32 protein-coding genes and 1 riboswitch are annotated in these 23,382 nt (G+C 39.9%); of the genes, 10 read left to right on the plus strand and 22 right to left on the minus strand.

The features are described 5' to 3' along the window. Positions 1-51: 51 nt before the first annotated feature. Positions 52-828, minus strand: a complete 777-nt coding sequence (locus ABVF21_RS08695; protein ID WP_371018031.1) for an SDR family NAD(P)-dependent oxidoreductase — start codon at positions 826-828, stop codon at positions 52-54. Between the two features lie 209 nt (positions 829-1,037). On the opposite strand from ABVF21_RS08695, the gene ABVF21_RS08700 reads away from it, so the two are divergent. From ABVF21_RS08700 to ABVF21_RS08715, 4 genes are all read left to right on the plus strand, one after another. Continuing rightward, positions 1,038-1,616, plus strand: coding sequence for a DNA-3-methyladenine glycosylase (locus ABVF21_RS08700; RefSeq protein WP_371018032.1), 579 nt, complete (start codon positions 1,038-1,040; stop codon positions 1,614-1,616). Between the two features lie 114 nt (positions 1,617-1,730). After that, positions 1,731-2,480 carry an SDR family NAD(P)-dependent oxidoreductase gene (locus tag ABVF21_RS08705; protein ID WP_371018033.1) on the plus strand — a complete coding sequence of 250 codons (750 nt, stop codon included), beginning with the start codon at positions 1,731-1,733 and terminating at the stop codon, positions 2,478-2,480. Positions 2,481-2,702: 222 nt separating this feature from the next. After that, positions 2,703-3,629, plus strand: a complete 927-nt coding sequence (locus ABVF21_RS08710) for a DMT family transporter (protein WP_371018034.1) — start codon at positions 2,703-2,705, stop codon at positions 3,627-3,629. After that, complete coding sequence (locus ABVF21_RS08715; protein ID WP_303529863.1) at positions 3,622-4,194, plus strand: TetR/AcrR family transcriptional regulator; 573 nt, start codon at positions 3,622-3,624, stop codon at positions 4,192-4,194. Before ABVF21_RS08710 ends, ABVF21_RS08715 begins: the two co-directional genes overlap by 8 nt. 57 nt (positions 4,195-4,251) lie before the next feature. Here the strand turns inward: ABVF21_RS08715 and ABVF21_RS08720 are convergent, their stop codons facing one another. The 6 genes from ABVF21_RS08720 to ABVF21_RS08745 form a co-directional block, all read right to left on the minus strand. Then, positions 4,252-5,124, minus strand: coding sequence for a DMT family transporter (locus ABVF21_RS08720; RefSeq protein ID WP_303529865.1), 873 nt, complete (start codon positions 5,122-5,124; stop codon positions 4,252-4,254). Between the two features lie 234 nt (positions 5,125-5,358). Further along, positions 5,359-6,270: a glycine betaine ABC transporter substrate-binding protein gene (locus ABVF21_RS08725; RefSeq protein WP_371018035.1), complete on the minus strand. Its 912-nt coding sequence runs from the start codon at positions 6,268-6,270 to the stop codon at positions 5,359-5,361. A 17-nt stretch (positions 6,271-6,287) separates the two neighbouring features. Next, a complete protein-coding gene (locus ABVF21_RS08730) occupies positions 6,288-7,025 on the minus strand; it encodes an ABC transporter permease (protein WP_303529870.1) in 738 nt (245 codons plus the stop codon). A gap of 4 nt (positions 7,026-7,029) precedes the next feature. After that, the gene (locus tag ABVF21_RS08735; protein ID WP_303529872.1) at positions 7,030-8,022 is read right to left on the minus strand and encodes an ABC transporter ATP-binding protein; all 993 of its coding nucleotides are present in this window, start codon (positions 8,020-8,022) and stop codon (positions 7,030-7,032) included. Between the two features lie 16 nt (positions 8,023-8,038). Then, the gene (locus tag ABVF21_RS08740; protein ID WP_276511837.1) at positions 8,039-8,692 is read right to left on the minus strand and encodes an ABC transporter permease; all 654 of its coding nucleotides are present in this window, start codon (positions 8,690-8,692) and stop codon (positions 8,039-8,041) included. Between the two features lie 421 nt (positions 8,693-9,113). Continuing rightward, complete coding sequence (locus tag ABVF21_RS08745) at positions 9,114-9,707, minus strand: superoxide dismutase family protein (protein ID WP_371018037.1); 594 nt, start codon at positions 9,705-9,707, stop codon at positions 9,114-9,116. Positions 9,708-9,983: 276 nt separating this feature from the next. On the opposite strand from ABVF21_RS08745, the gene ABVF21_RS08750 reads away from it, so the two are divergent. After that, positions 9,984-10,514: a YceI family protein gene (locus ABVF21_RS08750; protein ID WP_371018038.1), complete on the plus strand. Its 531-nt coding sequence runs from the start codon at positions 9,984-9,986 to the stop codon at positions 10,512-10,514. Between the two features lie 61 nt (positions 10,515-10,575). Here the strand turns inward: ABVF21_RS08750 and ABVF21_RS08755 are convergent, their stop codons facing one another. After that, positions 10,576-10,992: a VOC family protein gene (locus tag ABVF21_RS08755; protein WP_371018039.1), complete on the minus strand. Its 417-nt coding sequence runs from the start codon at positions 10,990-10,992 to the stop codon at positions 10,576-10,578. Between the two features lie 213 nt (positions 10,993-11,205). On the opposite strand from ABVF21_RS08755, the gene ABVF21_RS08760 reads away from it, so the two are divergent. Beyond that, positions 11,206-11,769: a CBO0543 family protein gene (locus ABVF21_RS08760; protein ID WP_371018040.1), complete on the plus strand. Its 564-nt coding sequence runs from the start codon at positions 11,206-11,208 to the stop codon at positions 11,767-11,769. 25 nt (positions 11,770-11,794) lie between these two features. Here the strand turns inward: ABVF21_RS08760 and ABVF21_RS08765 are convergent, their stop codons facing one another. Next, complete coding sequence (locus ABVF21_RS08765) at positions 11,795-13,327, minus strand: FAD-dependent oxidoreductase (RefSeq protein WP_371018041.1); 1,533 nt, start codon at positions 13,325-13,327, stop codon at positions 11,795-11,797. A 123-nt stretch (positions 13,328-13,450) separates the two neighbouring features. Beyond that, positions 13,451-13,534: riboswitch (cyclic di-GMP riboswitch) on the plus strand. Positions 13,535-13,545: 11 nt separating this feature from the next. Between ABVF21_RS08765 and ABVF21_RS08770 the strand changes: the two genes are divergently transcribed. From ABVF21_RS08770 to ABVF21_RS08780, 3 genes are all read left to right on the plus strand, one after another. Then, complete coding sequence (locus tag ABVF21_RS08770; RefSeq protein WP_303529894.1) at positions 13,546-14,187, plus strand: HD-GYP domain-containing protein; 642 nt, start codon at positions 13,546-13,548, stop codon at positions 14,185-14,187. Between the two features lie 58 nt (positions 14,188-14,245). Continuing rightward, positions 14,246-14,413, plus strand: a complete 168-nt coding sequence (sda, locus tag ABVF21_RS08775) for a sporulation histidine kinase inhibitor Sda (RefSeq protein WP_369290135.1) — start codon at positions 14,246-14,248, stop codon at positions 14,411-14,413. Between the two features lie 211 nt (positions 14,414-14,624). After that, complete coding sequence (locus ABVF21_RS08780) at positions 14,625-15,467, plus strand: aldo/keto reductase (RefSeq protein ID WP_303529896.1); 843 nt, start codon at positions 14,625-14,627, stop codon at positions 15,465-15,467. Between the two features lie 123 nt (positions 15,468-15,590). Here ABVF21_RS08780 and ABVF21_RS08785 read toward each other — a convergent pair whose 3' ends face one another. Next, positions 15,591-16,082: a DUF2798 domain-containing protein gene (locus tag ABVF21_RS08785; protein ID WP_371018042.1), complete on the minus strand. Its 492-nt coding sequence runs from the start codon at positions 16,080-16,082 to the stop codon at positions 15,591-15,593. 222 nt (positions 16,083-16,304) lie between these two features. Between ABVF21_RS08785 and ABVF21_RS08790 the strand changes: the two genes are divergently transcribed. Further along, positions 16,305-17,378, plus strand: a complete 1,074-nt coding sequence (locus ABVF21_RS08790; RefSeq protein ID WP_371018043.1) for an AbrB family transcriptional regulator — start codon at positions 16,305-16,307, stop codon at positions 17,376-17,378. A 63-nt stretch (positions 17,379-17,441) separates the two neighbouring features. On the opposite strand, the gene ABVF21_RS08795 is transcribed toward ABVF21_RS08790, so the two are convergent. The 12 genes from ABVF21_RS08795 to ABVF21_RS08850 all read right to left on the minus strand — a co-directional run bounded on the left by ABVF21_RS08795 (position 17,442) and on the right by ABVF21_RS08850 (position 23,357). After that, positions 17,442-17,990, minus strand: a complete 549-nt coding sequence (locus ABVF21_RS08795; RefSeq protein WP_303529902.1) for a 2'-5' RNA ligase family protein — start codon at positions 17,988-17,990, stop codon at positions 17,442-17,444. 61 nt (positions 17,991-18,051) lie between these two features. After that, complete coding sequence (locus tag ABVF21_RS08800; RefSeq protein WP_303529903.1) at positions 18,052-18,684, minus strand: VC0807 family protein; 633 nt, start codon at positions 18,682-18,684, stop codon at positions 18,052-18,054. Between the two features lie 113 nt (positions 18,685-18,797). Then, the gene (locus tag ABVF21_RS08805) at positions 18,798-19,340 is read right to left on the minus strand and encodes a hypothetical protein (protein ID WP_371018044.1); all 543 of its coding nucleotides are present in this window, start codon (positions 19,338-19,340) and stop codon (positions 18,798-18,800) included. Between the two features lie 40 nt (positions 19,341-19,380). Further along, complete coding sequence (locus ABVF21_RS08810) at positions 19,381-19,893, minus strand: GNAT family N-acetyltransferase (protein ID WP_303529906.1); 513 nt, start codon at positions 19,891-19,893, stop codon at positions 19,381-19,383. A gap of 119 nt (positions 19,894-20,012) precedes the next feature. Next, the gene (locus ABVF21_RS08815) at positions 20,013-20,441 is read right to left on the minus strand and encodes an HIT family protein (RefSeq protein ID WP_371018045.1); all 429 of its coding nucleotides are present in this window, start codon (positions 20,439-20,441) and stop codon (positions 20,013-20,015) included. 65 nt (positions 20,442-20,506) lie between these two features. Continuing rightward, positions 20,507-20,977: a hypothetical protein gene (locus ABVF21_RS08820; RefSeq protein ID WP_371018046.1), complete on the minus strand. Its 471-nt coding sequence runs from the start codon at positions 20,975-20,977 to the stop codon at positions 20,507-20,509. A 92-nt stretch (positions 20,978-21,069) separates the two neighbouring features. Continuing rightward, complete coding sequence (locus ABVF21_RS08825; protein WP_371018047.1) at positions 21,070-21,270, minus strand: hypothetical protein; 201 nt, start codon at positions 21,268-21,270, stop codon at positions 21,070-21,072. Positions 21,271-21,357: 87 nt separating this feature from the next. Further along, positions 21,358-21,543, minus strand: a complete 186-nt coding sequence (locus ABVF21_RS08830) for a hypothetical protein (protein ID WP_371018048.1) — start codon at positions 21,541-21,543, stop codon at positions 21,358-21,360. 42 nt (positions 21,544-21,585) lie between these two features. Then, positions 21,586-22,002, minus strand: a complete 417-nt coding sequence (locus ABVF21_RS08835) for a DUF4181 domain-containing protein (protein ID WP_371018049.1) — start codon at positions 22,000-22,002, stop codon at positions 21,586-21,588. A gap of 88 nt (positions 22,003-22,090) precedes the next feature. Beyond that, on the minus strand, positions 22,091-22,294 hold the full coding sequence (locus ABVF21_RS08840; RefSeq protein WP_371018050.1) for a hypothetical protein: 204 nt from the start codon (positions 22,292-22,294) through the stop codon (positions 22,091-22,093). 295 nt (positions 22,295-22,589) lie between these two features. Next, on the minus strand, positions 22,590-22,769 hold the full coding sequence (locus ABVF21_RS08845; protein WP_371018051.1) for a hypothetical protein: 180 nt from the start codon (positions 22,767-22,769) through the stop codon (positions 22,590-22,592). Positions 22,770-22,949: 180 nt separating this feature from the next. Then, complete coding sequence (locus tag ABVF21_RS08850) at positions 22,950-23,357, minus strand: hypothetical protein (RefSeq protein WP_303529944.1); 408 nt, start codon at positions 23,355-23,357, stop codon at positions 22,950-22,952. Positions 23,358-23,382: the final 25 nt, after the last annotated feature.

The raw sequence follows: 23,382 nt of genomic DNA on the forward strand, positions 1-23,382 counted from the left end.
GAATTCAAAAAAAAACGGATTCCCTCACTCATGAGGAAATCCGTTTTCTTTTTACAATCCGTAATTTGTGACGCCGCCATCAACGAAAATATTTTGTCCGGTAATGTAGCTTGATCCTTTTGAAGCGAAGTAAAGAACGGATGTTTTAAGCTCATCCAACTCTCCAATTCGTTTCATTGGCGTTCTTTTATTAATCATCTCTTTAAACTCTGGGTCTTCTAAGGAATCTTTAATGAAATCCGTCTTAAACATCCATGGACTGATCGCATTTACGGTAATGTTGTTTTCAGCTAATTCGTTAGCTAATTGCTTCGTTAAGTGAATAACGCCTGCTTTACTTGTCCCATAGACTGAGCTGAAGAATATACTTACATCTCCTGCAACAGAAGCGGTATTAATGATGCGACCATATTCCTGTTTCTTCATATATGGTACAACTGCCTGACTCATAAAGAAGACAGACTTCACATTAGTATCCATCACTTTATCCCAGCCATCTTCGTCGAGATTTTCGATCGTGCCAGGTGCATTCGTTCCTGCATTGTTAACGAGAATATCAATTTGTCCATACTCTTCATTGATTGCTGCGGTTACTTTCTCAATGTCCTGCTTACTTGTCACATCGCATGAATAGGCTTTAACTTCTGCGCCGGTTTGATCAGCGATTTCCGCTGCTGCTTTTTGAACCTTATCTAGTGAACGTCCAAGCAAAACGACTTTTGATCCGCTCTCCGCTAGCGTTTCTGCCATAAGGCGACCGATTCCGCTACCCCCGCCAGTTACGATGGAAACTTTCCCGTTGTTTTTAAATAAATCCAATATCTTCACTTCCTTTTATTATACAAGTATTGTGATGGTTTCCCATATCGCATGGAAATGAAACTTCACGCTTTAGGGCTTGGATGGACCTTTATTGATCCCTTCTCCCTTTACACCATTTCGTTTAGCTCACGTACCCATGTGGAAAACTAATGTGTAGAGCTTACAAGAGAGAAAGAACATCTTTCAACTATAACGACTTACGAAAGGAAACGAACATGTCTATTTTACCTAGAGAATTCTACCAAAAACCGACATTAGAACTAGCGAAGGCTCTCCTCGGCTGCGAGTTAGTGAAGGAAACGGATGAAGGAGTTGCCTCCGGTTATATTGTGGAAACAGAAGCATATTTGGGCGCACAGGATCAAGCCGCTCATAGCTTCAACAACAAACGAACGAAACGCACAGAAGTGATGTTCGGGCCTGCAGGGAATGCTTATACGTACGTGATGCACACGCACTGTTTATTCAATGTGGTCAGTGCTGACACCGATGTCCCTGAAGCCATTCTTGTTCGCGCCGTTGAACCTCTCAAAGGATTAGACTTAATGGAGCAGCGAAGACCTGGACGTAAACAAAAGGAATGGACGGATGGTCCCGGCAAATTAACTAAAGCGCTTGGAATTGATCCAGGTGATTATGGTCATGCCTTAGTACGTCCTCCTCTATATATTCAACGTGGCTATACGCCGGATCACATTTCTGAAGGAAAACGAATCGGTATTGATAATTCAGGAGAAGCTCGTGACTATCCGTGGAGATTCTGGGTGACTGGAAATCCGTATGTATCGAGGTAGCTCGCAATATGCTTCCCTCAAGTCGCTTTCTTTTATTTTCAAAATTTAAAGGTCTATACTAGTACTATAGCAACAAGATATCATCTTCAATCAACTAATCAGGAGGTTTTATGCATGAGTAAAGTCGCAGTTATTACAGGTGCAGGAAGTGGATTAGGACAAGCAGCTGCTGTTCGTTTAGCAGATGAAGGGATTAATATCGTTGCAGTAGACATTAACGAAGAAGGCGGTAATGAAACGGTCGACCTAGCGAAAAAAGCGGGTGTTGATGCGCTTTTCATAAAAGCTGATGTATCTAAAGCGGACGAAGTAAAGAATTACGTCGACAAAACAGTTGAAACCTTTGGTTCAATTGATTATTTCTTTAATAACGCCGGCATCTCCGGTAGTGGTGAATATTACTTAAATACGAAAGTAGAAGAAATAGAAAAGATCGTAGACATTAACTTAATGGGCGCCTTATACGGTGTTCGTTACGTAGCTGATGTTATGATCAAAAATGATGGAGGTTCAATTGTAAATACAGCTTCAAGTGCCGGTGTGATTGGTCAAGATTCTGTAGTCACTTACTCTGCCACAAAGCACGGTATTATTGGACTTACGAAAAGTATCGTAGCTGAATATGCGAAGGACGGATTACGCGCAAATGCAATCGCTCCGGGACCAACGGCAACTCCAATGGTAAAAGACTTCTATGAAGCGAATCCAAAAATGAAAGAAAATGCAGAAGCTGGTATTCCTCAGAAGCGTCTCGGTACCCCTGAAGAAGTAGCTGAGCTCGTGACGTTCCTTTTAACTTCTAAAGCGCAGTACATCAATGGTGAAGTCATTCGCATTGATGGTGGGTTTACGAATACGAAGTAAGGGTTAAGGAAGCTTCATTTTTAAATTAAGTACAATTTATTAACAACTATGTCATGCCCCACTTCTTAAGAGGTGGGGCACCTTTTATGTCATTTTCCTCCGCTCCACTAATCTAGGAGCGATAATAAGGTTAAGGAAAGCTCACTCTTGACAGTATACCGACCGGTGTGTTTATATTATTGATACTACACCGATCAGTTTACTTTAAAAGGAGCGAAACGTATGTTTTCGAAATCACAAATTAGCGTCATAGCTGCAGTTGGATTTGTCATTATGTGGAGTTCAGGTTTTATTGGCGCAAGATTAGGAACGGCTGAGGCTAGTTCAATGACGGTATTAATGTGGAGGTTTATTGTTGCTTCCCTTATTTTAGCGAGCTGGTGGCTATGGAAGCACCGTAAAAAATTATCGATAAAAAGTGTCATTACTCAAGCACTCATCGGTCTCTTTGCTCAAGGTGTTTATTTGTATGGCGTCTTTTTATCTGTGGAAAACGGCGTGTCTGCTGGTACTTCAAATCTAATCACAACCCTTCAACCAATAGCTGTAGCCGCTTTAGCTGGTCCTCTATTAAAAGAATCGACTTCTCTGAAGCAGTGGAGCGGGTTACTGTCGGGGATCGCTGGGGTTTTGTTTGTTGTATATGGTGATTTAGGAACTTCTTCTCAAGTTCCCTTATGGGCTTATGGACTATCCTTTTTAGCAATGATGAGTCTCGTCTTTGCAACTTTATTTGAAAAAACAAGAAAAAACACTGTTTCAATTATCGACGCTCTACCGATCCAAACTCTTATTAGCGCTCTTCTTTTCTCGATTGTTGCATTCTCCACGGGAAAAGCTTCCCCTCCAATCACGGTAGAATTCTGGGGAGCTGTTGCCTGGGTGGCTGTTCTATCTACGATTGGAGGATATGGGTTTTACTGGTGGAATCTTAAGTTAGGAAGCATTACTCGAGTGAGCAGCCTGTTATACCTCACTCCACCAGTCACGATGATCTGGTCCTTTCTTATGTTTGGTGACAGAATTGGTTTGCTAACGATTATGGGAATGCTATTATGTTTACTAGGTGTATGGGTCATCAAGAAAGATGTCCCAGAAGCAGGATATCAGAGAGAATTAAATAATAAAGGGTGTGGAATAAATGGATGAGAAGATCAAAATGACACCTGCTGCCTCACGAATTCTAGATACAGCCTCCGATTTGTTTTATTGGAAAGGAATTCATTCCATCGGGGTCGAAACCATTGCCACCGAAGCTGGCGTGACTAAAAAGACACTATACGATCGCTTTGGATCAAAAGACCAATTGATCGTAGAATATTTAAAAAAACGAGATCAACAGTGGAAAAAACACTTATTCACATATTTAGACCGTGTAGCTGATCATCAACCTTTGGAAAAGATCTTAATCATCTTTGACGCTTTGGAGAGTTGGTTAGAAACAAATAATCAGAGAGGCTGCGCTTTTGTAAATGCATTAGCTGAGTTGCCAGAAGAGTCACATCCCGGTAGAGAAGTGATTATTGAAGAGAAAAGATGGTTAATGGAGCTGTTTACAACGTATCTTAAGGAATTAGAATTTCAGAATGCAGAAGAATTAGGCGAAATACTGCTGATTCTTCATGAAGGGGTGACGGTTTCTTATTCGATGAGCCTTTCGTCGAAAGTAGCTTCAGCCAAGGAAACAGCTAAATTACTCATTCATAAAATATAAAACATATCACTTAGGAGGCAATTGCCTCCTAAGTGATATGTTAAAAAGTTCTGCTTCTTATCCCTTTTGTTTTCGACTCAATAGTGTAATCGTGATGAGAATGATCACGAGTCCTATACTTTGCGTTAAAGTCAAAACCTCTCCCAAAATGACTAATCCAAATAGAGAAGCCGTAACCGGTTCGACCATCGCGATGATCGCTGCAACGGATGCTGACGTTTTCTTCAAACCTTCTATATATAAGTAAAAAGAAATACCTGCGCCGATGATACCGAGAGTGATAAACCAAATTAGATCCTCAGAAAACAAGGCATCGAGCGCTTCCTTATGATCAATAAATAGAAACATAACAATGGTAAATGTCGCAAAAGCCATACTAAGAACAAAAGGTGGACGCCCTTCTTTAGAAGCGTTCTTAAAACCAAAAATAAACAGAGCGTATGAAAGACCTGATAATAGTCCACTTGTGATTCCAAGAATATTTAAACTGCCAAGTCCCGTTTCATAAACGTTTGTTAATAAGCTGATCCCCCCCATCACAATAACCATTGCAATAACCTTAAATGGGGTGACGGTCTCTATTCGAAAAAGAAATGAACTAAACAGCACGAACAGTGGTGCCGTGTACATCAAAGTTGACGCTACCGCTACACCAGATTCCGAAATACTAAGAAAGTAAAAACTGAAATTTCCAGCGACCGCTAAACCGGCTAATACTGACCACATCATCGTCTTCGTTGAATAATTAATTTTATTTCCTTTTCGATGAAGTAGTAGCCATACAAAAATACCAACAAATCCTATTGATCCTCTATAGAATGAGATCACTAACGGATCCCAACCTTTATCCATTAATATTCCTGCCAACCCTCCGGAAATCCCCCACAAAACAGCTGCTATGATCACATAGCCTATATTAAATAAATGCATTTATACCCTCCTAAATTGAAGCCTTTATGACCTGTTTGGAGGAAATTCCCACTCTTTTACTAACTAAAACTAAAATCATGCAAACCCGTTCACATTCCATACTTTTTACTACAACGCCATAATATTTTAATAATTATACGATAACTTAGGAATTCGCCAATAATTGCGCATATTCTCCATCATACACAAAAAAGCTCATCCTGATTTTTTCTTCAGGATGAGCTTTTATTACTATTATTCATCTAGCAAACCATTCTCTACTAACCAATCATGGGCTACAACGGAGACGCTGTTTCCTTCAATGTCGACTTTATAATTTAACTCGCGCATAATATCACTATTTAGTTTTTCACCTAAACGCGCTGTAATCTCTTCCACTTCCGGATACTTTTCGAATACATCCTCATTGATACTAACCGCCGCTCTATATGGCGGGAAGAAGGTTTTATCGTCCTTCAGGGTAACAAGGTCATACTCGACAATAGTAGCATCTGTTTCAAATGCGACCGAGACATCGACCTGTCCATTGTCTAAAGACCTTTGTGTTAAACCAAGGTCCATCAGCTTAATTTGACTAGAATCAAATTCAAATCCGTATGTTTTCTCTACACCAGGCAATCCATCAGGTCGATTCGCAAACTCTGCGTCTGAGGCCATTGTTAGCTTTCCTGGGTTTTCATTCACGTACTTCGCTAAATCACTAATCGACTCAATGCCTAATTCTTCTGCCTGCTCTTTCTTCATAGCGAGAGCATAGGTGTTGTTAACGTTAGACATATTCATCCAATGGATATCATTATTTTTGGCATCTAACTCTTTGACCTTATCAAATGCTTCCACTGGATCAGCAATCGGCTCTTCGCCCATATATGTAATGAGTGCCGTTCCTGTATATTCCCACATCATATCAACCTGACTATTTTCGAGCGCTTTACGAACAACGGTACTCCCCAGGTTGTTCATTTGCTTCACGTCAAACCCTTCCTCCTTTAGAAGAAAAGCGGTCATTTCGGAAAGTAGGTATTGCTCTGTAAAGTTCTTGCCACCAACCGAAATCTGTTTCCCCCCAATCCCTACGCTTGAGCACGAGGCTAGCATGGAAAGGATGGAAATGATTCCGATAATACGAAATAGTTTTCTTTTCATACAAACACCTCCTATCGTTACGTTTCTTGTGGTGGTCTAGATCCCTTTGGTACAATCTTTCGTTCAAGTAATCGAAGAAGATAGTCTACAAAAATAGCTAGTAAGGTTACTGGAATAGCACCAGAAATTAAATAACCGTTATCAAATAACTGGATGCCGGTAAAGATCCATACGCCTAGACCGCCACCGCCGACAACATAAGCAAGTGCAGCCGTTCCGATATTTAATACGACGGCTGTACGAATACCTGCAAGAATCGAATATGATGCATTCGGTAATTCAATTCGAAAGAGTATTTGAATTGGCTTCATGCCCATCCCTCTTGCTGCATCGATTAAATTCTCATCAATGGAATCAATTCCCGCAACCGTATTCCGATACATCGGTAACAGCGAGTATATAAATAGGGCAAATACTGCCGTGTTAAATCCGATTCCTAGAATACTAATCATCAAAGCAAGAACAGCAAGACTTGGAATCGTTTGACCAAGGTTAACCGTATTTGAAACGACCCACTCAGCTCTTCGAAAGCTTTTACGCGTGACAAGAATGCCAATAGGTAGCGCTACGATGACCGCTAGGAAAGAAGAAACAAGTACAAGCTGCATATGCTGCTTCAATAAGTGAAGAAACGTACTGGATTGACTGAAAATATAGTCAAAATAGCTGTTGCTGATGGCCCAAATAAAGAACACGGCCACTATTCCGTAGACGAGAAAGCTTACAATACGGCTCATAACTTTTTTCTTATTCATCAAATCACCCCTTCTGCACCAGGGTAGGCTTTGCCTTAATTTCAAAATGAAGATACTTTTGAACGAGATCAATCGTAATGGCGCCAAGTTTGTTACCGTCATCATCAACTACGATCACTTGATCCGCTTCCTGATTTAGAAGCATGGATAACGTATTACGCAAATCATGGTGAACATTAATCGTAATGGTATCCTCAATCGTTTCATCTTCATTAACAAGACCAATGATTTCTTGAATGTCTTGAATGGTATGAAGACTTAAACTCTTAATTGCACGGTCTTTCCCGAAGAATTCACGAACAAATTCATTCTTAGGACGAACAAGCATTTCAGACGGCGTATCGTATTGCATGACTTCCCCACCGCGTAATAGAACGATTTTGTCTGCCATTTTAATCGCTTCGTCAATGTCATGACTAACGAAAAGAATTGTTTTCTTTACTTCACGCTGAATTTGAAGAAACTCATCTTGAATTTTCTCACGAATAATCGGATCAAGAGCTCCAAATGGCTCATCCATTAGCATAACGGGCGGGTCAGCTGCTAATGCGCGAATAACACCAATACGCTGCTGCTGTCCTCCAGAAAGCTCATGCGGATAACGTTTACCAAATTTCTCACCGCTTAATCCGATCATTTCCATCAATTTATTAAAACGATTGCGCTTCTCTTTCTTTTTCCACCCTAATAGGTCGGGAACAATCATCACGTTTTCTTCAATCGTCATATTCGGAAATAGACCATTGCTTTGAATGACGTAGCCAATTTTTCTTCGAAGAGCAATTTGATCTAAAGACATAGAATCTTCACCATCAATAGTGATCTTTCCATCTGAAATCGATTCCAAACGATTCACCATTCGAAGCAGGGTTGTTTTCCCACAGCCTGACGGTCCTAATAAAACCACAATTTGTCCTTTTTCAACGGTGAAGTCTACACCATTCACAGCTGTTACGCCGCCTTCAAATGTTTTGGTTGTTTGATCAAATGTAATCATTTCTTCACCTCACTCCTTAATTCGCAATGCTTTTTGGTGTATAACGTTTTTGAATCCATAACAAGATGCCATCTGCGATCATAGCAAGAATGGCAACGGCAATTGAGCCACTAATAATTAAGTAATTGTCCCCACGTGAAATGCCCTGAGTGATAAGAACACCGAGTCCTCCTGCACCAATATAAGCAGCGATGACACCGATTCCGATGTTAAGTACAACGGCTGTTCGAATACCTGCCATTATGATGGGGAACGCATTCGGAATTTCGACGCGAAGAAGTCGCTGACTCGTTTTCATCCCTAATCCCTTTGCTGCATCTCGCATTTCAGGGTTTACGTTACGAATTGCGGTATATGTATTTCGTATAATGGGGAGCTGCGAATACAGAACCAGTGCTACAAAGGCTGGAACAAAACCAATTCCCTGGTTGACGATCGAGAAGACCGGAATCATAATACCGAATAAAGCAATACTCGGAATCGTAAGCATGACAGAAGCAATCTGTAGAATCGTCTCAGCTAGATAATCATTTGTTGTTAAGTAAATGCCTAGAGGAACGCCAATGATAAGCGCAACAATGATCGCTAATCCGACGAGTATCGCGTGCTCAATCGCTAAATCAAAAATACGAGGAGCGTTTACCTCGAGAAATTTCATCCACTTGTCCAATACGATAACCTCCTTTTTCATTCAATTTCATCATTGTATCAAATTAGGTACAAATTACCAACCTACCAACGAACTTTCACCCTCTTTGATCAACTGTCTCTTTCGCTCGTATTGACAAACATTTGTTTATACGAATGTTTTCGAGTTAACTCTAACTTAATACCCTAATACAAAAGTACTAACCCTGAATTTTCTGCGAATTTTTAATTTTCACGTATGAAAATCTTACATTTTAATAAAGTATCACTTTCTCATCACGGTCTCAGTAACTTTTGGGATGCTAATCGTCGGATATTGGCCAAACGACAAATAAGGACGGCTCACAAGCCCCCCTACTTGTCCGCTGTTTTCCACAGCTTGAAGTACATAAAAAAAGGATCCACGCCTCAAAAACCGTGGAACCCCTTTTCATCTTTCTCCCTTATTCACCTATCACACCGCAAGCAATACGATCTCCGGCATCTCCTGACGGCTGTGATTCCATATCATCTGCACCGGCATGAATAACAATGGCTGTTCCGCCTTCTTTTAGTAGCGAATTTTCTTCTCCAGATTTTAGCGTAACTTTGTCATTCATAATGTCGGTTTGAAGCGTTCCATCTTCGGCAACTTCAATATTTTCCATATCTCCCGCATGTGGACCATTATCGGATTCTGTACCGTGATCCTTATCACCGGGATTATAATGACCGCCTGCCGATTTGAAATCTGGTGCTTCACATGCCCCAGTTTCATGAATATGAAAACCGTGCTCTCCTGCTGGCAAATCACTAACATCTAGACTGATCATCGTTGCGCCGTCATGCTCATTCAGCTCGGCTGTCCCAATCTCTTCATCGTCCTGATTTTTCATAGTAACAGTGATCGTATCCATTTGTTCCTGTTCACTTTCACCGGCATTTTCCGTGGTTGTTTCCGGTTCGTTTTCTGTCGTTCCTTCTTCGTTACCTCCTCCACAGGCGGCTAACACAAGTAGTACACTCATCATTAGTAAAAGAATCGTCCATCTTTTCATCGAAACAGCTCCTTTTCTCCCTTTATACTTACCATCATGACACCACTTTCCATTCAGTAAACCCAACAAATCCAAATTCCTTCCAATTAACTACCGGATTATGACTAAAAAGAGGCTTTAGTATGAGGCAAGACGTTTTAAACGTGGATAAAAAGTTGCACGGAATATTGAAAGAATATTAACAATGTCTTAACTTAAAACATCTTGACTTCGAGATAAATTTACGGTATCTTTAATCTATACTAAAAAGCAACAATCCTGAGGAGGAATTTTTCAATGTCTACATTAACACTAGATAAAGTTCACAGCAGTTTAGATTTTCAAATCAAGCATATGATGGTATCAAAAGCAAAAGGTGAATTTACTGACTTTGACGTCGATTTCAACGGCGATCTTGATAACCTGACTTCCGCAAACATTAAAGTTACAATCTCGGTGAAATCAATCGATACAGGTAACGAAGACCGTGACGGACACCTTCGCTCTGGTGATTTCTTTGAAGCAGATCAATATCCAAATATTGTCTTCCAAAGTAAGTCTATTGCAAAGAAAGATGATGGAGAGTATGACGTTACTGGCGACTTTACGATTAAAGGCGTAACGAAAGAAGAAACGTTCACAGTTGAATACAACGGCAAATCCAAAAGCCCACTTGATGGCAGCACAGTAGCTGGTTTTGACGTTTCAGGTAAAGTGAACCGTGAAGCTTACGGCATGACGTATAATGCTGCGATGGAAACAGGCGGGTTCTTGCTTGGGAAAGACGTGAAATTCGAAGGGAACTTTGAGTTTGTTGTAGCAGAATAAGTGAAAGCATATGGAAACACCTCATCCCTTAACGGATGAGGTGTTTTTATTCATGAAGCTATTATCCCTGTTCAATTGCCCTTTCATCCATATGCATCACTTCCCACAAGTGGCCATCAATGTCCTGAAAACTCCAGGCATACATAAATCCATGATCGATGGCATCATTCGAAGCTTTACCTCCAGCTGCAAGGGCACGACTCACCATTTGGTCCACCTCATCATTGCTTTCTGCAGAAAGGGCCATAATGACTTCTGTTGATTCTCTGGCGTTCGTAAGGTTCTTCTTCGTAAATGTCTTGAAGAATTCCTCTACAAGTAACATAACAAATGTATTTTCATTGATCACCATGCACGTCGCATTCTCATCTGTAAACTGTGGGTTAAATTCAAAGCCAATTTCAGAGAAAAAAGCGATGGATTTATCGAGATCTTTGACCGGTAAATTTACAAACACGTGCTTCGCCGTTTGAGCCATTCGATCACTCTCCTTAGAAAAATGAATTCTTTCCTATATTCATTTCGCTATGAAACCTCAAACTCCTTATACATATCCCAAAAGATTTTTTCACACATAAGAAAAGAGAAATCAACACGTTCACCTTACAGAGCTTTTCATAAAGAAAATTTCTAAAAAACGTAATAACAACTATTCGTGCGATGAATACTATCCCTAAAGGTGGTGTTCATCATGGATCGACAACAGCAGTTTGATCAAATTGTCTTGTTGCGAAGAGAACTTGAAGAGAAAGCGAATCATTATTGGCAAAGTTATTCTGACTATACAACCTGGCAATTTTGGCTTATTTTAGCGTTCATCTTCGTGCCGCTGATTATCCTTTATTTTCGAATCGATCGACGCAACATTTTTCTGCTCGGATTCTTCGGCTATTCCGTTCACGTCATAGCTGCTTATGTGGATGCATTAGGTGTTCGTAAATCCTGGTGGGATTATCCTTACATTGCGATTCCCCAATTACCTGCAAGCATTAGTATTGATGGAGCTCTTGTCCCGGTCTATTTTATTTTGCTTTATCAGTGGTGCTTATCACATAAGAAAAACTACTGGTTATACGGCACGCTTTCAGCAGTAGGCTTTACGTTTATTTTTAAGCCGATTTTAATTTGGCTCGACCTCTTTGAACTATACACCAATTGGTTTGTTTTATTAGCAGCTTATTTATTCGTCATATATGTAGCGAAAGTGATAACTGATATTTTTATCAAAATGTCTAAACAAAGCAGAGAGACTTAAGGAAACAAGAAACTGAATCTTGCCCTTAAGTCTCCTTGTCTAAAGATAAAATGTTGAATTTTGATACGTACTGTTTCAATCTTTCCACATTCTGTTCACTATCCGCTAAAGCTACATAACCATCAGGCCGGATCAGGTACAGCGCATTTTCCTGCAATCCTTTTTTCGTCATTGCTTTTTCAAAGCTAAACTCATATAGAGCATATCCAGATACCCTGGCAAAACCCTTAACGGCTTCATTTGCTTGACCGTATACGTGAAGCTGCCAATCCATTGACTTAAGCGCATCATAATTAATGCATGATTCTGTTCGGATCCATGGCAGGCGATCTCCACCATGAACTTTCCCCGCTGTACCAACACTAAGTTGACTGTTGCGATAATGAATGTTGATTTGAGAAAGCCTTCTAAAGGCTGCTTTTCGAGCAATGGAAAAGGAACGAAGCGTAAATGGAGCCACGTTGGGTATGACGATTTTCCGCAGTAGTTTGCTCGTCATGTGGTCACCTATAATAGAAGTAAACGCCCGATCAGTTGTATCGATTAACGTTCTCGCAAAGTTAATACGCTCTTCTTCAAATGTATCAAGAATGCCTTCGTCCGTTTTCCGAAGCAACACTGCAGCTAGCTTCCACGCTAAGTTCACCGCGTCCCCAATACCGGTGTTCATGCCCTGTCCGCCAGCCGGGCTATGAATGTGTCCAGCATCTCCGGCAATAAACGCACGTCCTTTTCTAAAGTGACTGCTAACGCGATGATGGACTTTGTATGTTTGGAACCAGTTCACATGTTGAATCGTTAAGCCTGTTCTCTGCTCGATCAGCGACTGGAAATCCTTGAACGCAACTGAGCTTTGATCGGTTAAATTGCGAGGAACTATTCCAATAATCCGTTCCATTCCCGTGCTTCTAACCGGCATGAATAAGTAAAAGGTGTCAGAATCTAAATACACATTTAAACTACTTTCAGCTATTTGTCCGGTGTTCGCTTTAACATCCGCCACAAAAAACAGTTCCTCGTACGTTCCACCTGGAAAATCAAAAGCAAGCTCTCTTCGAACAGTACTATGCGCCCCATCACACCCGCATATATATGAAAACTCACTCCGTTCTTCCTTATTATCTTTTTTAATAACGGCTTGAACATGGTCCCCTTCATCCATAAACGAAACCAACTCTGTCTCCCATTCCACCTCAACGCCTTCGTCGGCTAATTTGTTAATTAGCAGCTGCTCGTGATCATCTTGCGGATAGCTTAGGGCGAATGGGAAAGGACTTAATCCTTTTCCAAGATCACGAAAATATATGTTCGCTTTTACTTTCTTTCCTTCTCGAAATTGGATAGTCTTCACTTCAATCCCCTGATGGATGACTTCTTCTGCGAAGCCCATTTGGTCATAGAATTCTAGCGTTCTAGCGTGTACAATTAGCGCACGTGATGCTTCTCCGGGTCCCGCATTTTTCTCAATTATTCGTAATGAAACTCCATATTTCGCCAGATGGAGGGCTAATACAAGTCCAGTCGGACCCGCGCCAACAATTAATACGTCAGATTTCATATTCCAATCTCCTTTCAAAAATAAACCTATCATAACACATTAAGCTATTAACAAATCCCACTTTTTATGGTAATGATTATATAAGTATATCCTCATGACATGATACCTCAGTAAGAGATCCACAAAAAAAGAGAATGCGATGAACTATCATTCTAGCCTGGGCACTTGAGTGATAGGGAGTAAGTAGTGCAACCGGCTCCTTAAAAAGGAGAATGAACATGGAAAAGTGTACATTGTACGGGCACACTCATTTATTTTCATTGCAGTCACGACGGATAATGGAACTGCTAAGGCGTCACGATCCTCATGCCTTCGTCCATTCGGTGCAAACAACGAGCTATTTCATTGATTTCTGTTTGCATTACAATTTCCGGTCATTGTTGAAACGACCCTTTCTTGAGTCTGTTTTGCTACATGACATCGGTAAACTGCTTGTTCCAACAGAAATCCTTCAAAAAAAGAGCCCACTAACCCTTTATGAGAAAGAGTATGTCGAGCAGCATCCAGAGTTTGGAATAGAACTACTTAATGATTTTCCAGAGATTGATATTGAGCCGTCTCTTATACTAAATCATCATGAGAATAACGATGGTACTGGCTATCCTTACCAATTACACGATGAGCAAATTCCTCGATCTGTTTCGATTCTTCGAGTCATCGATAGCTACATTGCAATGACGTCTGATCGAGCTTATCGTCCAAAACATTCTGACCAATTAGCTATTCAAGAAATTCATGCCCATCGGAATAACTTCTATGAGCCATACACCACCTCCTTGTTTATCTCTTATTTGGAAAAACGGTTAAAAGGGAAAAAGATTCTGCTTCATTATTTTGATTACGCCAAACGTCAAAATTAAGCAGCGCTTTTCAATAACCGTTTAAACAAAACCAAATAGAACAGGGAGGTCGAATAGATTGCGACTCTTATCAACTAAGGATTTACTAATCGCTTTTTGTGATGCGTATACTCTTCAATTAGATGAAGCTTTTATTGAAATGTTAACTAGTGAAATCATTAGAAGAGGAATCACTCCTCCCCAAACACGAACAGAGTGTTATGAAAAAATCCTCAATTGCACTTGATAAAGCCGCTTCTCATGACTCTCTAAATATAAAAGAAGCTTATTTGGTCTCTTCTAGCTAATAAGCTTTTTTTGATATTTTTCATTTGATCTCTCCCCCTTTCACAAATAAATTCACTGTTAATACGCTTACATATGTTTGCATTTTTTAGGAAGTGGTAGATTTAAAGTGTGATAAAAAAGGTGATTATTATTGAAAGGAATGATCTTTGATGAAGGAATCAATCCCAGAACTAACGTTGAATGATGGACTTACACTACCCGCTATCGGTTTCGGTACTTACAAACTAAATGGAAATGAAGGCGCAACTGCAATTAATAGTGCGATTGATGTTGGCTATCGCCTCATCGATACAGCTTACAATTACGAAAATGAAGGTACCGTAGGCGAAGCCATTCGTCGAAGTACAGTTCCTAGAAATGAACTGCGCGTCACTTCTAAATTACCAGGTCGCTATCACGAATATAATAAAGCGGTTACGGCTATTCAGGAGTCGTTATATAGAGCCAATCTTGATTATTATGATTTGTACCTCATTCACTGGCCGAACCCTAAACAAGGTCTTTATCCAGAAGCTTGGCAAGCTCTAATTGACGCTAAGAAATGGGGACTCATTCGCTCGATTGGCGTATGTAATTTCCTTCCGGAGCATCTTGAGCAATTGGAGAAAGAAACCGGCGTAAAGCCAAGTATCAATCAAATCGAACTACACCCCTTCTTCAACCAGGAAGATCAGAGAAGATTTCATCAACAAAACAACATCAAAACACAATCCTGGAGTCCGCTAGCTCGAGTGACTGACATTTTAGAAAATGAAACGATTAGTCAAATAGCAAATCAACATAACAAATCAGTCTCTCAGGTGATTTTACGCTGGCATTATCAATTAGGATCCATCCCGATTCCTAAATCATCTTCTCCAGAACGTCAGCTTGAGAACCTCTCTATCTTTGACTTTTCTTTAAATGAAACAGAAATGGCGATGATGGCTGAATTAACGAAAACAAATGGACGATTGAATGATCAAGATCCAGCTACTTATGAAGAATTTTAAATTTCCCCATCTAAAGATTTAAGTAACCATTACCAACTAGAAAAGGATGCCCTTCAGCAGGGCACCCTTTTTTTACCATCTGTTCACTTCTTCAATAAATCAAATTCACTGCTACTTATTCCATTACTGTGCTTTAGCGCTCATTGGTTTATTCGTTTTTACATACTTCACGAACAACCACCGAACGAGTGGCCCTATAATGAGGAGCTGTAACGGGAAGGCTACAATGACATTTTTAATAAATAACGATACATACTCTCTTAGGAAGGAATGCTCCATAGATCCGCTATTAGCATATGACATTATTAATCCGTAAAATGACATAAAGAATACCATACCGATAACCATACAAGTTGAAAGAATTAAAATAATCTTCCATTTATGAGATTTGTTAAATGGCAAACGAAACGTAATTTTTTTCGCAATGGGACCTACCACAATCATTTCAAATAACAAAGCGATAATATAGCCAACCAGTAGACTCATAAGCAATTCTATAAGAGTCATTTCTCCCATTAATCCATTCGTAGATAAGTTATAGAATGTCATCACACATACCATTCCAAAACACATCATTAATCCAAAATAAAAACCTTCTTTTTTCGTTTCTGGCAAACGACTCATCCTCTCTTTCTAGCATAGTGACTAGTATAGTCATTTCAATTCGCGCTCGTAAGTGAACATTCTGTGAATATTTCAAGCGAATCGTATCGCATGAATATGCTAGTGAAGATATGCTACACTGTTGAAAATCACTGTTCTCATTTCAAGAGAAAGACTATTACGATGTTGTCTTCTCGATAAACAACGATATTGTTTTTTGAAGGTGCTGTTTGAATGAAAAAAGGACTACTACTCTTCAAAGCTTTTACCGTTGGGTTTCTCTTTGACCTTCTCAACATGCCCGCTGGATGGTTATTAGGGGCAATGCTTGTTGGAGCCTTCTATCGTCTTATGATTGATGATATAGCTTACCCGAATCTATTGTTTGACCTCTCGTTAGCCGTGATCGGTGTCAGCATCAGTCTAAGTATTAAAGCAAAAATGTTTCAGGAAGTCGCAAGTTACCTCTTCCCTCTAGCGGTCTCAATGATCATCTTATTAATCGCAAGCTGGGTCCTAGGAAAGATTCTAAAAAACTATTCAAACCTTGATTCAAAAACAGCGCTATTCTGCTGTTTACCAGCCGGAGCATCGGTTATGATGGCTCTAAGTCGCGAATACAATGCGAATCTAGGTATGGTTGCTGCCTTTCAAACGGTTCGCATCATGATGCTTGTCTCAACTATCTCGCTCGTCGCTGGTTTTATGTCTTCCTTTCTATCGACAGATGAAGTACAGGGTGCTGCGATGAAAGCCACTTCTCAAGTGAATATGCCGTTGGGACTTGCTATTCTTTTCTACCTTTTGTTAATTGGAATCACCCTTTTCCTCGCAAAGAAATGGCGCATTCCGATCGCACCTTTTCTATACGCCATTATCATTGGATTTCTCTTTCACACGTTTATCCAACCGCTTCCAACCATGCCGAATCTCCTTGTAGGTATGGGAATGGCGATGCTTGGCGTCATCATCGGAGTGCGATTTGATCGCAGAGCTTTAAAGGAAATCAAAGAAATCGGGTGGACAAGCGTTTGGATTCTTCTCTCATTCTTTTTCTTAACATTTGTCGTAACGTTTGTGTTCTATCTCATGACGCCGCTCGATTTCATCACAAGTCTACTCGCGATCGTTCCAGCTGGCGCACCGCAAATGTCTTCTGTTGCAGCATCTCTTGACTTAGATGCCAGCATCGTTGCTGCCATGCAGGTCATACGCCTGCTCGTGCTTGTATTAATTATTCCAATGCTCGTTCCTTTTCTGGTTTCCAAAGAGCAAGGTAATGAAATAAGCGGACAAGAAAACACATAAAAAAAGCAGGTTCACATCCTTTTAGTGTGACCTGCTTTTTCTTATGATTTTCATAGAAGTTGATCATTTTAACCTTTTGGAGTAAATAATCGGCGCGTTCATTCCTTCCTCATCTTCTTCAACCAATTCGATCAGTGCCACTTCTTCGATTCTGCCATAGACCGTATCATTCCGTTCAATACAATAGTGATACACCTTCGCTAAATCTTCATGCGAAAGATCATTAGCTAACGTACAGTGAGGAATCCACTTGCCAGGTAAATATAAAGAGTTAGCTGTTTCATTGAATTCGCCAAGGTTTTGATAATGATCCGAATGAAACGTAAGCAATTCTTGCGTCACCGTAGGCGTTAGAAAGATTGCCCCATAATCCAGGAAAGATCCGATTGTATTAAACGTAATCTCAATGCCTACTTTTTCATTATAATAGGCATCCACTTCGTCTATGAACTTCTTTTTATCTAAGCTTTCATAGCTTCCTAATGTAATATGTGGCCTACCATCTTTCACTTCATCTGCATAGAAAGAAATGGACTGCTCGCTTAGGTCATTCCATATGTCTTTCACCTGCTGTTCTGTCTTCTCATCAAATAGTGCTATAAACCAGTACACTTTTTTAGCCGCCTCTCTCTTCTTATCCCTTTGTTACGAAGCCTTCTCTCATACAATTTAGCTATAACGTTTGTTCCATTTCTTTGTTGCTTTTGTATTGTAGTAATTTGGCAATATGGAAAAACCCGTAGACCGAAATAAGCGTAATCCCCCAACCGACTATTTGTTTCAAGAGAATGCCTTTATCAAAAGAATCCACGCCATATTGTAAGATCAACCAAACATTGATCGACGCTACGATGATGTTCTTACACACAAAACCAAAAGTGATGAGCTTAAATATCGTTAAGATTTTCTTCTGGTAAAACTCCTGTTTTAGAATGCGACGGCTCCTGCCCTGGAGCTCCATGATATCGACTGTAAACAATAAATAGATCGGCCGATTAATCACAATACTTACAACCATAATCAGTGCCATCGCATAAGAATAGATGACACGATTCCAAAGCATTTGAATGGCAGACCCGGAAAGAACGTCAACTAACGTACTCGTTGCTAACGTCACAATGAGAAAAATCCCAAAAAAGTTTATTTTCTTCAGTAGAATAAAGCGGATGATACTATATATCAACCCAGGGATAGTTGATATAAGCATAGCATAGTAGTCACCAATGATGTCTCGAGACAGGTGCCAAATGCCAATCGGAAATACAACGTAGCAAATGAGATCCCATATGAGAATATTTCGATTCACTAACTGTTCATCCTCCTCCGTACAAACGCTTGTGATTATAAAACAAGAGCTTCTCCTCATCCCGGAAAAGCTCTTCCTTAGAAATTTCATCGTGTTAGAAATCAAACGACTGATCAGTTCAATTCATATGTTCCATCTTCATACACTTTGTACAACCCTACCGTTCCAGAACCACCCTTTTCCTTAAGGGATTTAGAAGTAAGTTGCACAGTATAATAAGATCCACCATCATCTGTTTGAATCGGTCCCATCTCTCTAAAAACGATATCTTCAAAATCAATGTTTTGTGTTTCATCAGCTTCTAATTCACGCTTCAAATAATCGACAGCCGAAGAACCAGACGTTATTGCGACCTCGCTCGATTCAGAAGACTCCTCTTCAGAATCACCTTCTGTATGATCATTCGGATGCTCTTCTGTACCCTCTTCACTCGGATTATCAGATGTTGCTTCGCCTTCTTCATCCACAGAAGCTTCATCGCTCGTTTCGGTGCTTGCTTCTTCATTCATTGAAGCGTCGGATTCTTCACTCGAACTACTAGTCATTTCATTCGAGCCATTCCACTCGGCTTGCTCACCAGCTGAATTATTTCCACACGCAGCCAGCACCAGACAAGCAAACAAGCTCAGTGTAACCATTTTTCTATCCCATTTCATTTCGCAAGCTCCTCTATTGCAGTGATTTCAAACTATGTATCTAGCTCGCGGTGGGATTGAAGAGTCTAAACATCGATTGTTCTTCACCAAATCGCTTCAATTGGCCTTCACACGTCATCCCCACTTTTCGGAGAAGCTTACATGACGCCATATTTCGCGTTTGCGTCTCAGCGACGATTTCCTGTAGCTGCCATTCATTAAACCCGTATTCGATTACACAAGTAACGACCTCGCTCGCATAACCCTTCCGCCAGTACTGTGGTAGTAACTGATATCCAATCTCTGTACGAGCACCATCATGATAAGAATCAAGAAAAACAAAACCGATAAACGCATGACTGTCATTTAGAAAGATCGCCCAGTAGCGGCCTTTCTTTGCATGAAGCATATGTGTGAAATGATGCTTAAACGCCTCTTCCTCCACCGTTCCACCTAAGTATTTTCGCACATCCTCATTCTCATAAAGCTTTTTAACAGACTCATAATCCCTCTCCGAAAATAAGCGGAGATAACATCTTTCTGTTTTCAGGAATTTCCCTCCTATCCATCGCATTGTTTTGAACAAAATCTTTCATTAATATACAATTCCAATTATTTCAAAACAAACAATGAAATTCAATCATCTCACGTGAATGGCATTAAATCCTTCTAATGAAAAATCAACTTTTCGTTTTACGACATCAATGCCATTTGTTTCATTAACTTCTCTTTCGTAACTCGTAAGCTAGCTTTCTCTTTACCATTCTCGCTCTCTTCTTCATGATAGAAAGCTTGTCCTTCATATCTCGGGATCACATGCATATGGTAATGACTCAAATCGTTGAACGTCCCGCCATTTTGGCAAACTGTGATTCCATCTGGCGCATAAAGTGCTTTGATTGCTCGGGAAATTTTCATAGAAGCCACCATGATCGCATTGGCTGTTTTTATATCTAACTCTTCTACATCTAAAACGTGTTTCTTAGGTACAATTAACGTATGACCCTCATTAAACGGCTCAATATCTAAAAAGCAACAAACATCATCATCTTCGTATACGACATGTACCGGTTCGATTTTGTTTGCCAATTGACAGCCTAAGCATGCTGATACCATAGACATTCTCTTCCCCTTTGCTTAATCGCATTTATTTGGTGCATGAGCTAAATTCTTTTACTAGTCAACCTTTACTTCACCTGATAATCATTACTCGTTTTCACACCAAACCGATAAGTTGATTCTCCTAAAGACTTACCGCCTTTCCCATTCCAGAAGAAATGAAGACGATAGACTGTTTCACCATTAGTCGAAGGGGTAATGGTAATATTATTTGAATCCAATTTGATATGTTCGCCCGTCGTTTCATTTATAAGATTGATCGTAGATGGGGCTGGTTCCATCACATCAAAACTGATGCCTATGGATTGCTTGCCGATATCGACAATTTCAGGATTGTTCTGTGATTCACTATTAGCTTTTGTTACCATGACACAGTCATTCCAGCACACCGTTTTTGCGCTGTGCGCTATTTCAGTTTTCACTTGTTTATCAAGATTCCACACTTCCACTTTTGGTTTAGGCGCTTCTTCACCGTTCAACTCCCCACTGCAAGCAGTTAGTAATGCAATCAGAAGGAAGAGTAATAAACGTTTCGCCATATGCCATCCCCTTTACGTCTTATGAAAATTCACACCCTAAGTTGTTTCTCGATTTTGGCTCATTTGAGAGAAACCATTCCTTCACGTATCATTCAGCTAAGTCCAAACACTTCCTTAATGCTGACATCGATCAAATATGTCATCGCACATAAGGAAATGAACATGATTGCACCAAACCGAAAGTGGATAGGTTTCCTTATTATTAATCGATCGATAACCAAAAACGTTACGGCAGGAATGTGGCTACCTAAGCCTACTATAGAGCCAGCTAGCAAGTGCAGAATAGTCGTCATATATATTTCCTTTTGACGAGTTGTGATTGCAATCGACTTAGCCAACGAATCACTTATTACCGAAACCGGCACTCCGTAAAAAAAGACTCAATAGAACAGAATAATGTATGTATACGCCGTATCTTCTTGAAGCTCTGAGAGGCCCCTACTTAGCGTAGCGTCAATAAGAACGGCAGAAACAATGAAATAAATGCTTGCTAAGAGAAGAATCGTGAATGATCCAGCAATGATTTTTCTTTTTATATTTTCAATGAAACCTGCTTTACTTTTCAATAGATCCCCTCCAGTCTAGTCATATATCGGGTATCCTTTTCATCAAATAATCCCAAAAAAGTTTGTTGAAAACATTGATGTTAAGAAGATAATGATGAGCGCCAATTGAATCGATGTGAAAATATAATCATTTCTATTAGCTGCATACTTCTTCTCCATAATGACTCGAACAGCTTCCGACGCAATAATAAAAACAAACAAAAGAATATGTGTTTGTAGGTACCAAATAGGATCATGAAAACCACGATAAATAGTAACGACAAAACTAATGATCAGTAAAACGATAAAACTAATCCGAATGCCCCAATCCCATTTCTTATGTAGTTCATTCACATGGTTATAGGAGAAAATCGGTTTCTTTTCAACCTTAAGCCATTTTCTTAGAGCTTTATTTATGAAATAAAGTGCAAATCCAGCAACCGTCATCATTATGATTACCTTCGGGAAAAACGTTTCCACTACATCACCCTCAAACCTTAAAGTAACAAAACACGAACATAGAATTTATTAATATTTTTCAACTTTTCCCTAGCCCTCTCTTATCGGTTTATTCCTGTTGCTTCTTTCTAGAAAGAAGTGATAAGAAAAACAGCGCTAGTCCTAGAGAGATGGAGGCTACTATCATCGATTGATCCTCTTTCACACTGCCTTCATTCACCTTTATTGCTAACAAAATAACCCCAGCGATGATAAAGAAAACACCTGCAGCAAAATTGGCTTCCCCTAAGCGTGTTAACGTTCTAAACATCATTCCATTCGCCCCTTTTGATAGAGTTGAAACATGGTTTGGATATGTATGATTGCACTAACAAATTAATGAAGGAATACTTTCATTCGCTCGTTCTTATTTTCCGTAGTTCACTCACAATCCCACCTACACAAACAAATAATCATACAATGCCAACTACATTTACAAAGACGCCAGTAAAATCATCGAACTTAATACCTTCTTGAATATTTGACCAGAGGATTAAAACAAACAGAGCAACTCCAAAGATAAAAAAGAAGATTCGCTTCAAGAGATCACTTCAATACAGTTAATGCCTCTATCCGATCGGCTTCTCACTAAGCGTTACTCCATTTGTTTCACTGAATTCTCTATGTTCATGAATGGAGCCAACTATTTTTTCACAATCCATTTGAATAAAGAAAAGATGACTAAAGCACCAAGTACGGTGAATAGAAGCGCCACTAATGCAACCGACAAACCTCCCATCCCCATTCAACTCTCACATCCTTTTAGCGATCCTGTTCTTAATTCGATTGTTATCATCCTCTCCCTCTCACAAAGAAGTTCCGTATTCCCTTACTAACTATACGAAGTTCACCTTAGAATCGTTTCGCTTTTCCGTAAACAAAAAGGCTGAGTATAATGCTCAACCTTTTTTCATGCCTCTATAATGGCGTTACTTGTTCTCTTTTAAAACGAACTTTTCCGTTTGACCGTCCCACTCCATGACTGTATGGATTCCCTTATCGAGCTGAAGCTCATCACACGGGTAGACGCAGCCTAATGTATCTTCAATCTCGATCGTAGAGTTATTCATTTCTACTTCTCCGGTTTTCTGCCAATCAACATCGTAAGCTGTTTCACCACTGAAAGCATATGTAACATTCATAGAAGGCTTTTCACCATCGCCAATATATTCTAGCGTGATTCCTCTCAACTCTTTCCCTTTCTCTTCACGGAGATCGTATTGAACACTCCAATTCTCGCTCTTACCGGCTAGAATCCCTTCAGATAATGACCCTGAAGATGAATTTGAACACGAAACGACCAGCATAGCTAACAACACGACCCATAAGTATCTCATTCTATTGACCACTCTTTCGATAGAT

The sequence above is a fragment of the Pseudalkalibacillus sp. JSM 102089 genome, from assembly GCF_041366475.1.
GTDB lineage: Bacteria > Bacillota > Bacilli > Bacillales > Guptibacillaceae > Guptibacillus > Guptibacillus hwajinpoensis_B.

Excerpts from the sequence above, each read along its gene's own strand:
- ABVF21_RS08700 (WP_371018032.1), top strand. The coding sequence starts at position 1,038 with ATGTCTATTTTACCTAGAGAATTCTACCAAAAACCGACATTAGAACTA.
- ABVF21_RS08705 (WP_371018033.1), top strand. The coding sequence starts at position 1,731 with ATGAGTAAAGTCGCAGTTATTACAGGTGCAGGAAGTGGATTAGGACAA.
- ABVF21_RS08710 (WP_371018034.1), top strand. The coding sequence starts at position 2,703 with ATGTTTTCGAAATCACAAATTAGCGTCATAGCTGCAGTTGGATTTGTC.
- ABVF21_RS08715 (WP_303529863.1), top strand. The coding sequence starts at position 3,622 with ATGGATGAGAAGATCAAAATGACACCTGCTGCCTCACGAATTCTAGAT.
- ABVF21_RS08720 (WP_303529865.1), bottom strand. The coding sequence starts at position 5,124 with ATGCATTTATTTAATATAGGCTATGTGATCATAGCAGCTGTTTTGTGG.
- ABVF21_RS08725 (WP_371018035.1), bottom strand. The coding sequence starts at position 6,270 with ATGAAAAGAAAACTATTTCGTATTATCGGAATCATTTCCATCCTTTCC.
- ABVF21_RS08730 (WP_303529870.1), bottom strand. The coding sequence starts at position 7,025 with ATGAATAAGAAAAAAGTTATGAGCCGTATTGTAAGCTTTCTCGTCTAC.
- ABVF21_RS08735 (WP_303529872.1), bottom strand. The coding sequence starts at position 8,022 with ATGATTACATTTGATCAAACAACCAAAACATTTGAAGGCGGCGTAACA.
- ABVF21_RS08745 (WP_371018037.1), bottom strand. The coding sequence starts at position 9,707 with ATGAAAAGATGGACGATTCTTTTACTAATGATGAGTGTACTACTTGTG.
- ABVF21_RS08750 (WP_371018038.1), top strand. The coding sequence starts at position 9,984 with ATGTCTACATTAACACTAGATAAAGTTCACAGCAGTTTAGATTTTCAA.
- ABVF21_RS08755 (WP_371018039.1), bottom strand. The coding sequence starts at position 10,992 with ATGGCTCAAACGGCGAAGCACGTGTTTGTAAATTTACCGGTCAAAGAT.
- ABVF21_RS08760 (WP_371018040.1), top strand. The coding sequence starts at position 11,206 with ATGGATCGACAACAGCAGTTTGATCAAATTGTCTTGTTGCGAAGAGAA.
- ABVF21_RS08765 (WP_371018041.1), bottom strand. The coding sequence starts at position 13,327 with ATGAAATCTGACGTATTAATTGTTGGCGCGGGTCCGACTGGACTTGTA.
- ABVF21_RS08770 (WP_303529894.1), top strand. The coding sequence starts at position 13,546 with ATGGAAAAGTGTACATTGTACGGGCACACTCATTTATTTTCATTGCAG.
- ABVF21_RS08780 (WP_303529896.1), top strand. The coding sequence starts at position 14,625 with ATGAAGGAATCAATCCCAGAACTAACGTTGAATGATGGACTTACACTA.
- ABVF21_RS08790 (WP_371018043.1), top strand. The coding sequence starts at position 16,305 with ATGAAAAAAGGACTACTACTCTTCAAAGCTTTTACCGTTGGGTTTCTC.
- ABVF21_RS08805 (WP_371018044.1), bottom strand. The coding sequence starts at position 19,340 with ATGAAATGGGATAGAAAAATGGTTACACTGAGCTTGTTTGCTTGTCTG.
- ABVF21_RS08810 (WP_303529906.1), bottom strand. The coding sequence starts at position 19,893 with ATGCGATGGATAGGAGGGAAATTCCTGAAAACAGAAAGATGTTATCTC.
- ABVF21_RS08815 (WP_371018045.1), bottom strand. The coding sequence starts at position 20,441 with ATGTCTATGGTATCAGCATGCTTAGGCTGTCAATTGGCAAACAAAATC.
- ABVF21_RS08820 (WP_371018046.1), bottom strand. The coding sequence starts at position 20,977 with ATGGCGAAACGTTTATTACTCTTCCTTCTGATTGCATTACTAACTGCT.
- ABVF21_RS08825 (WP_371018047.1), bottom strand. The coding sequence starts at position 21,270 with ATGACGACTATTCTGCACTTGCTAGCTGGCTCTATAGTAGGCTTAGGT.
- ABVF21_RS08840 (WP_371018050.1), bottom strand. The coding sequence starts at position 22,294 with ATGATGTTTAGAACGTTAACACGCTTAGGGGAAGCCAATTTTGCTGCA.
- ABVF21_RS08850 (WP_303529944.1), bottom strand. The coding sequence starts at position 23,357 with ATGAGATACTTATGGGTCGTGTTGTTAGCTATGCTGGTCGTTTCGTGT.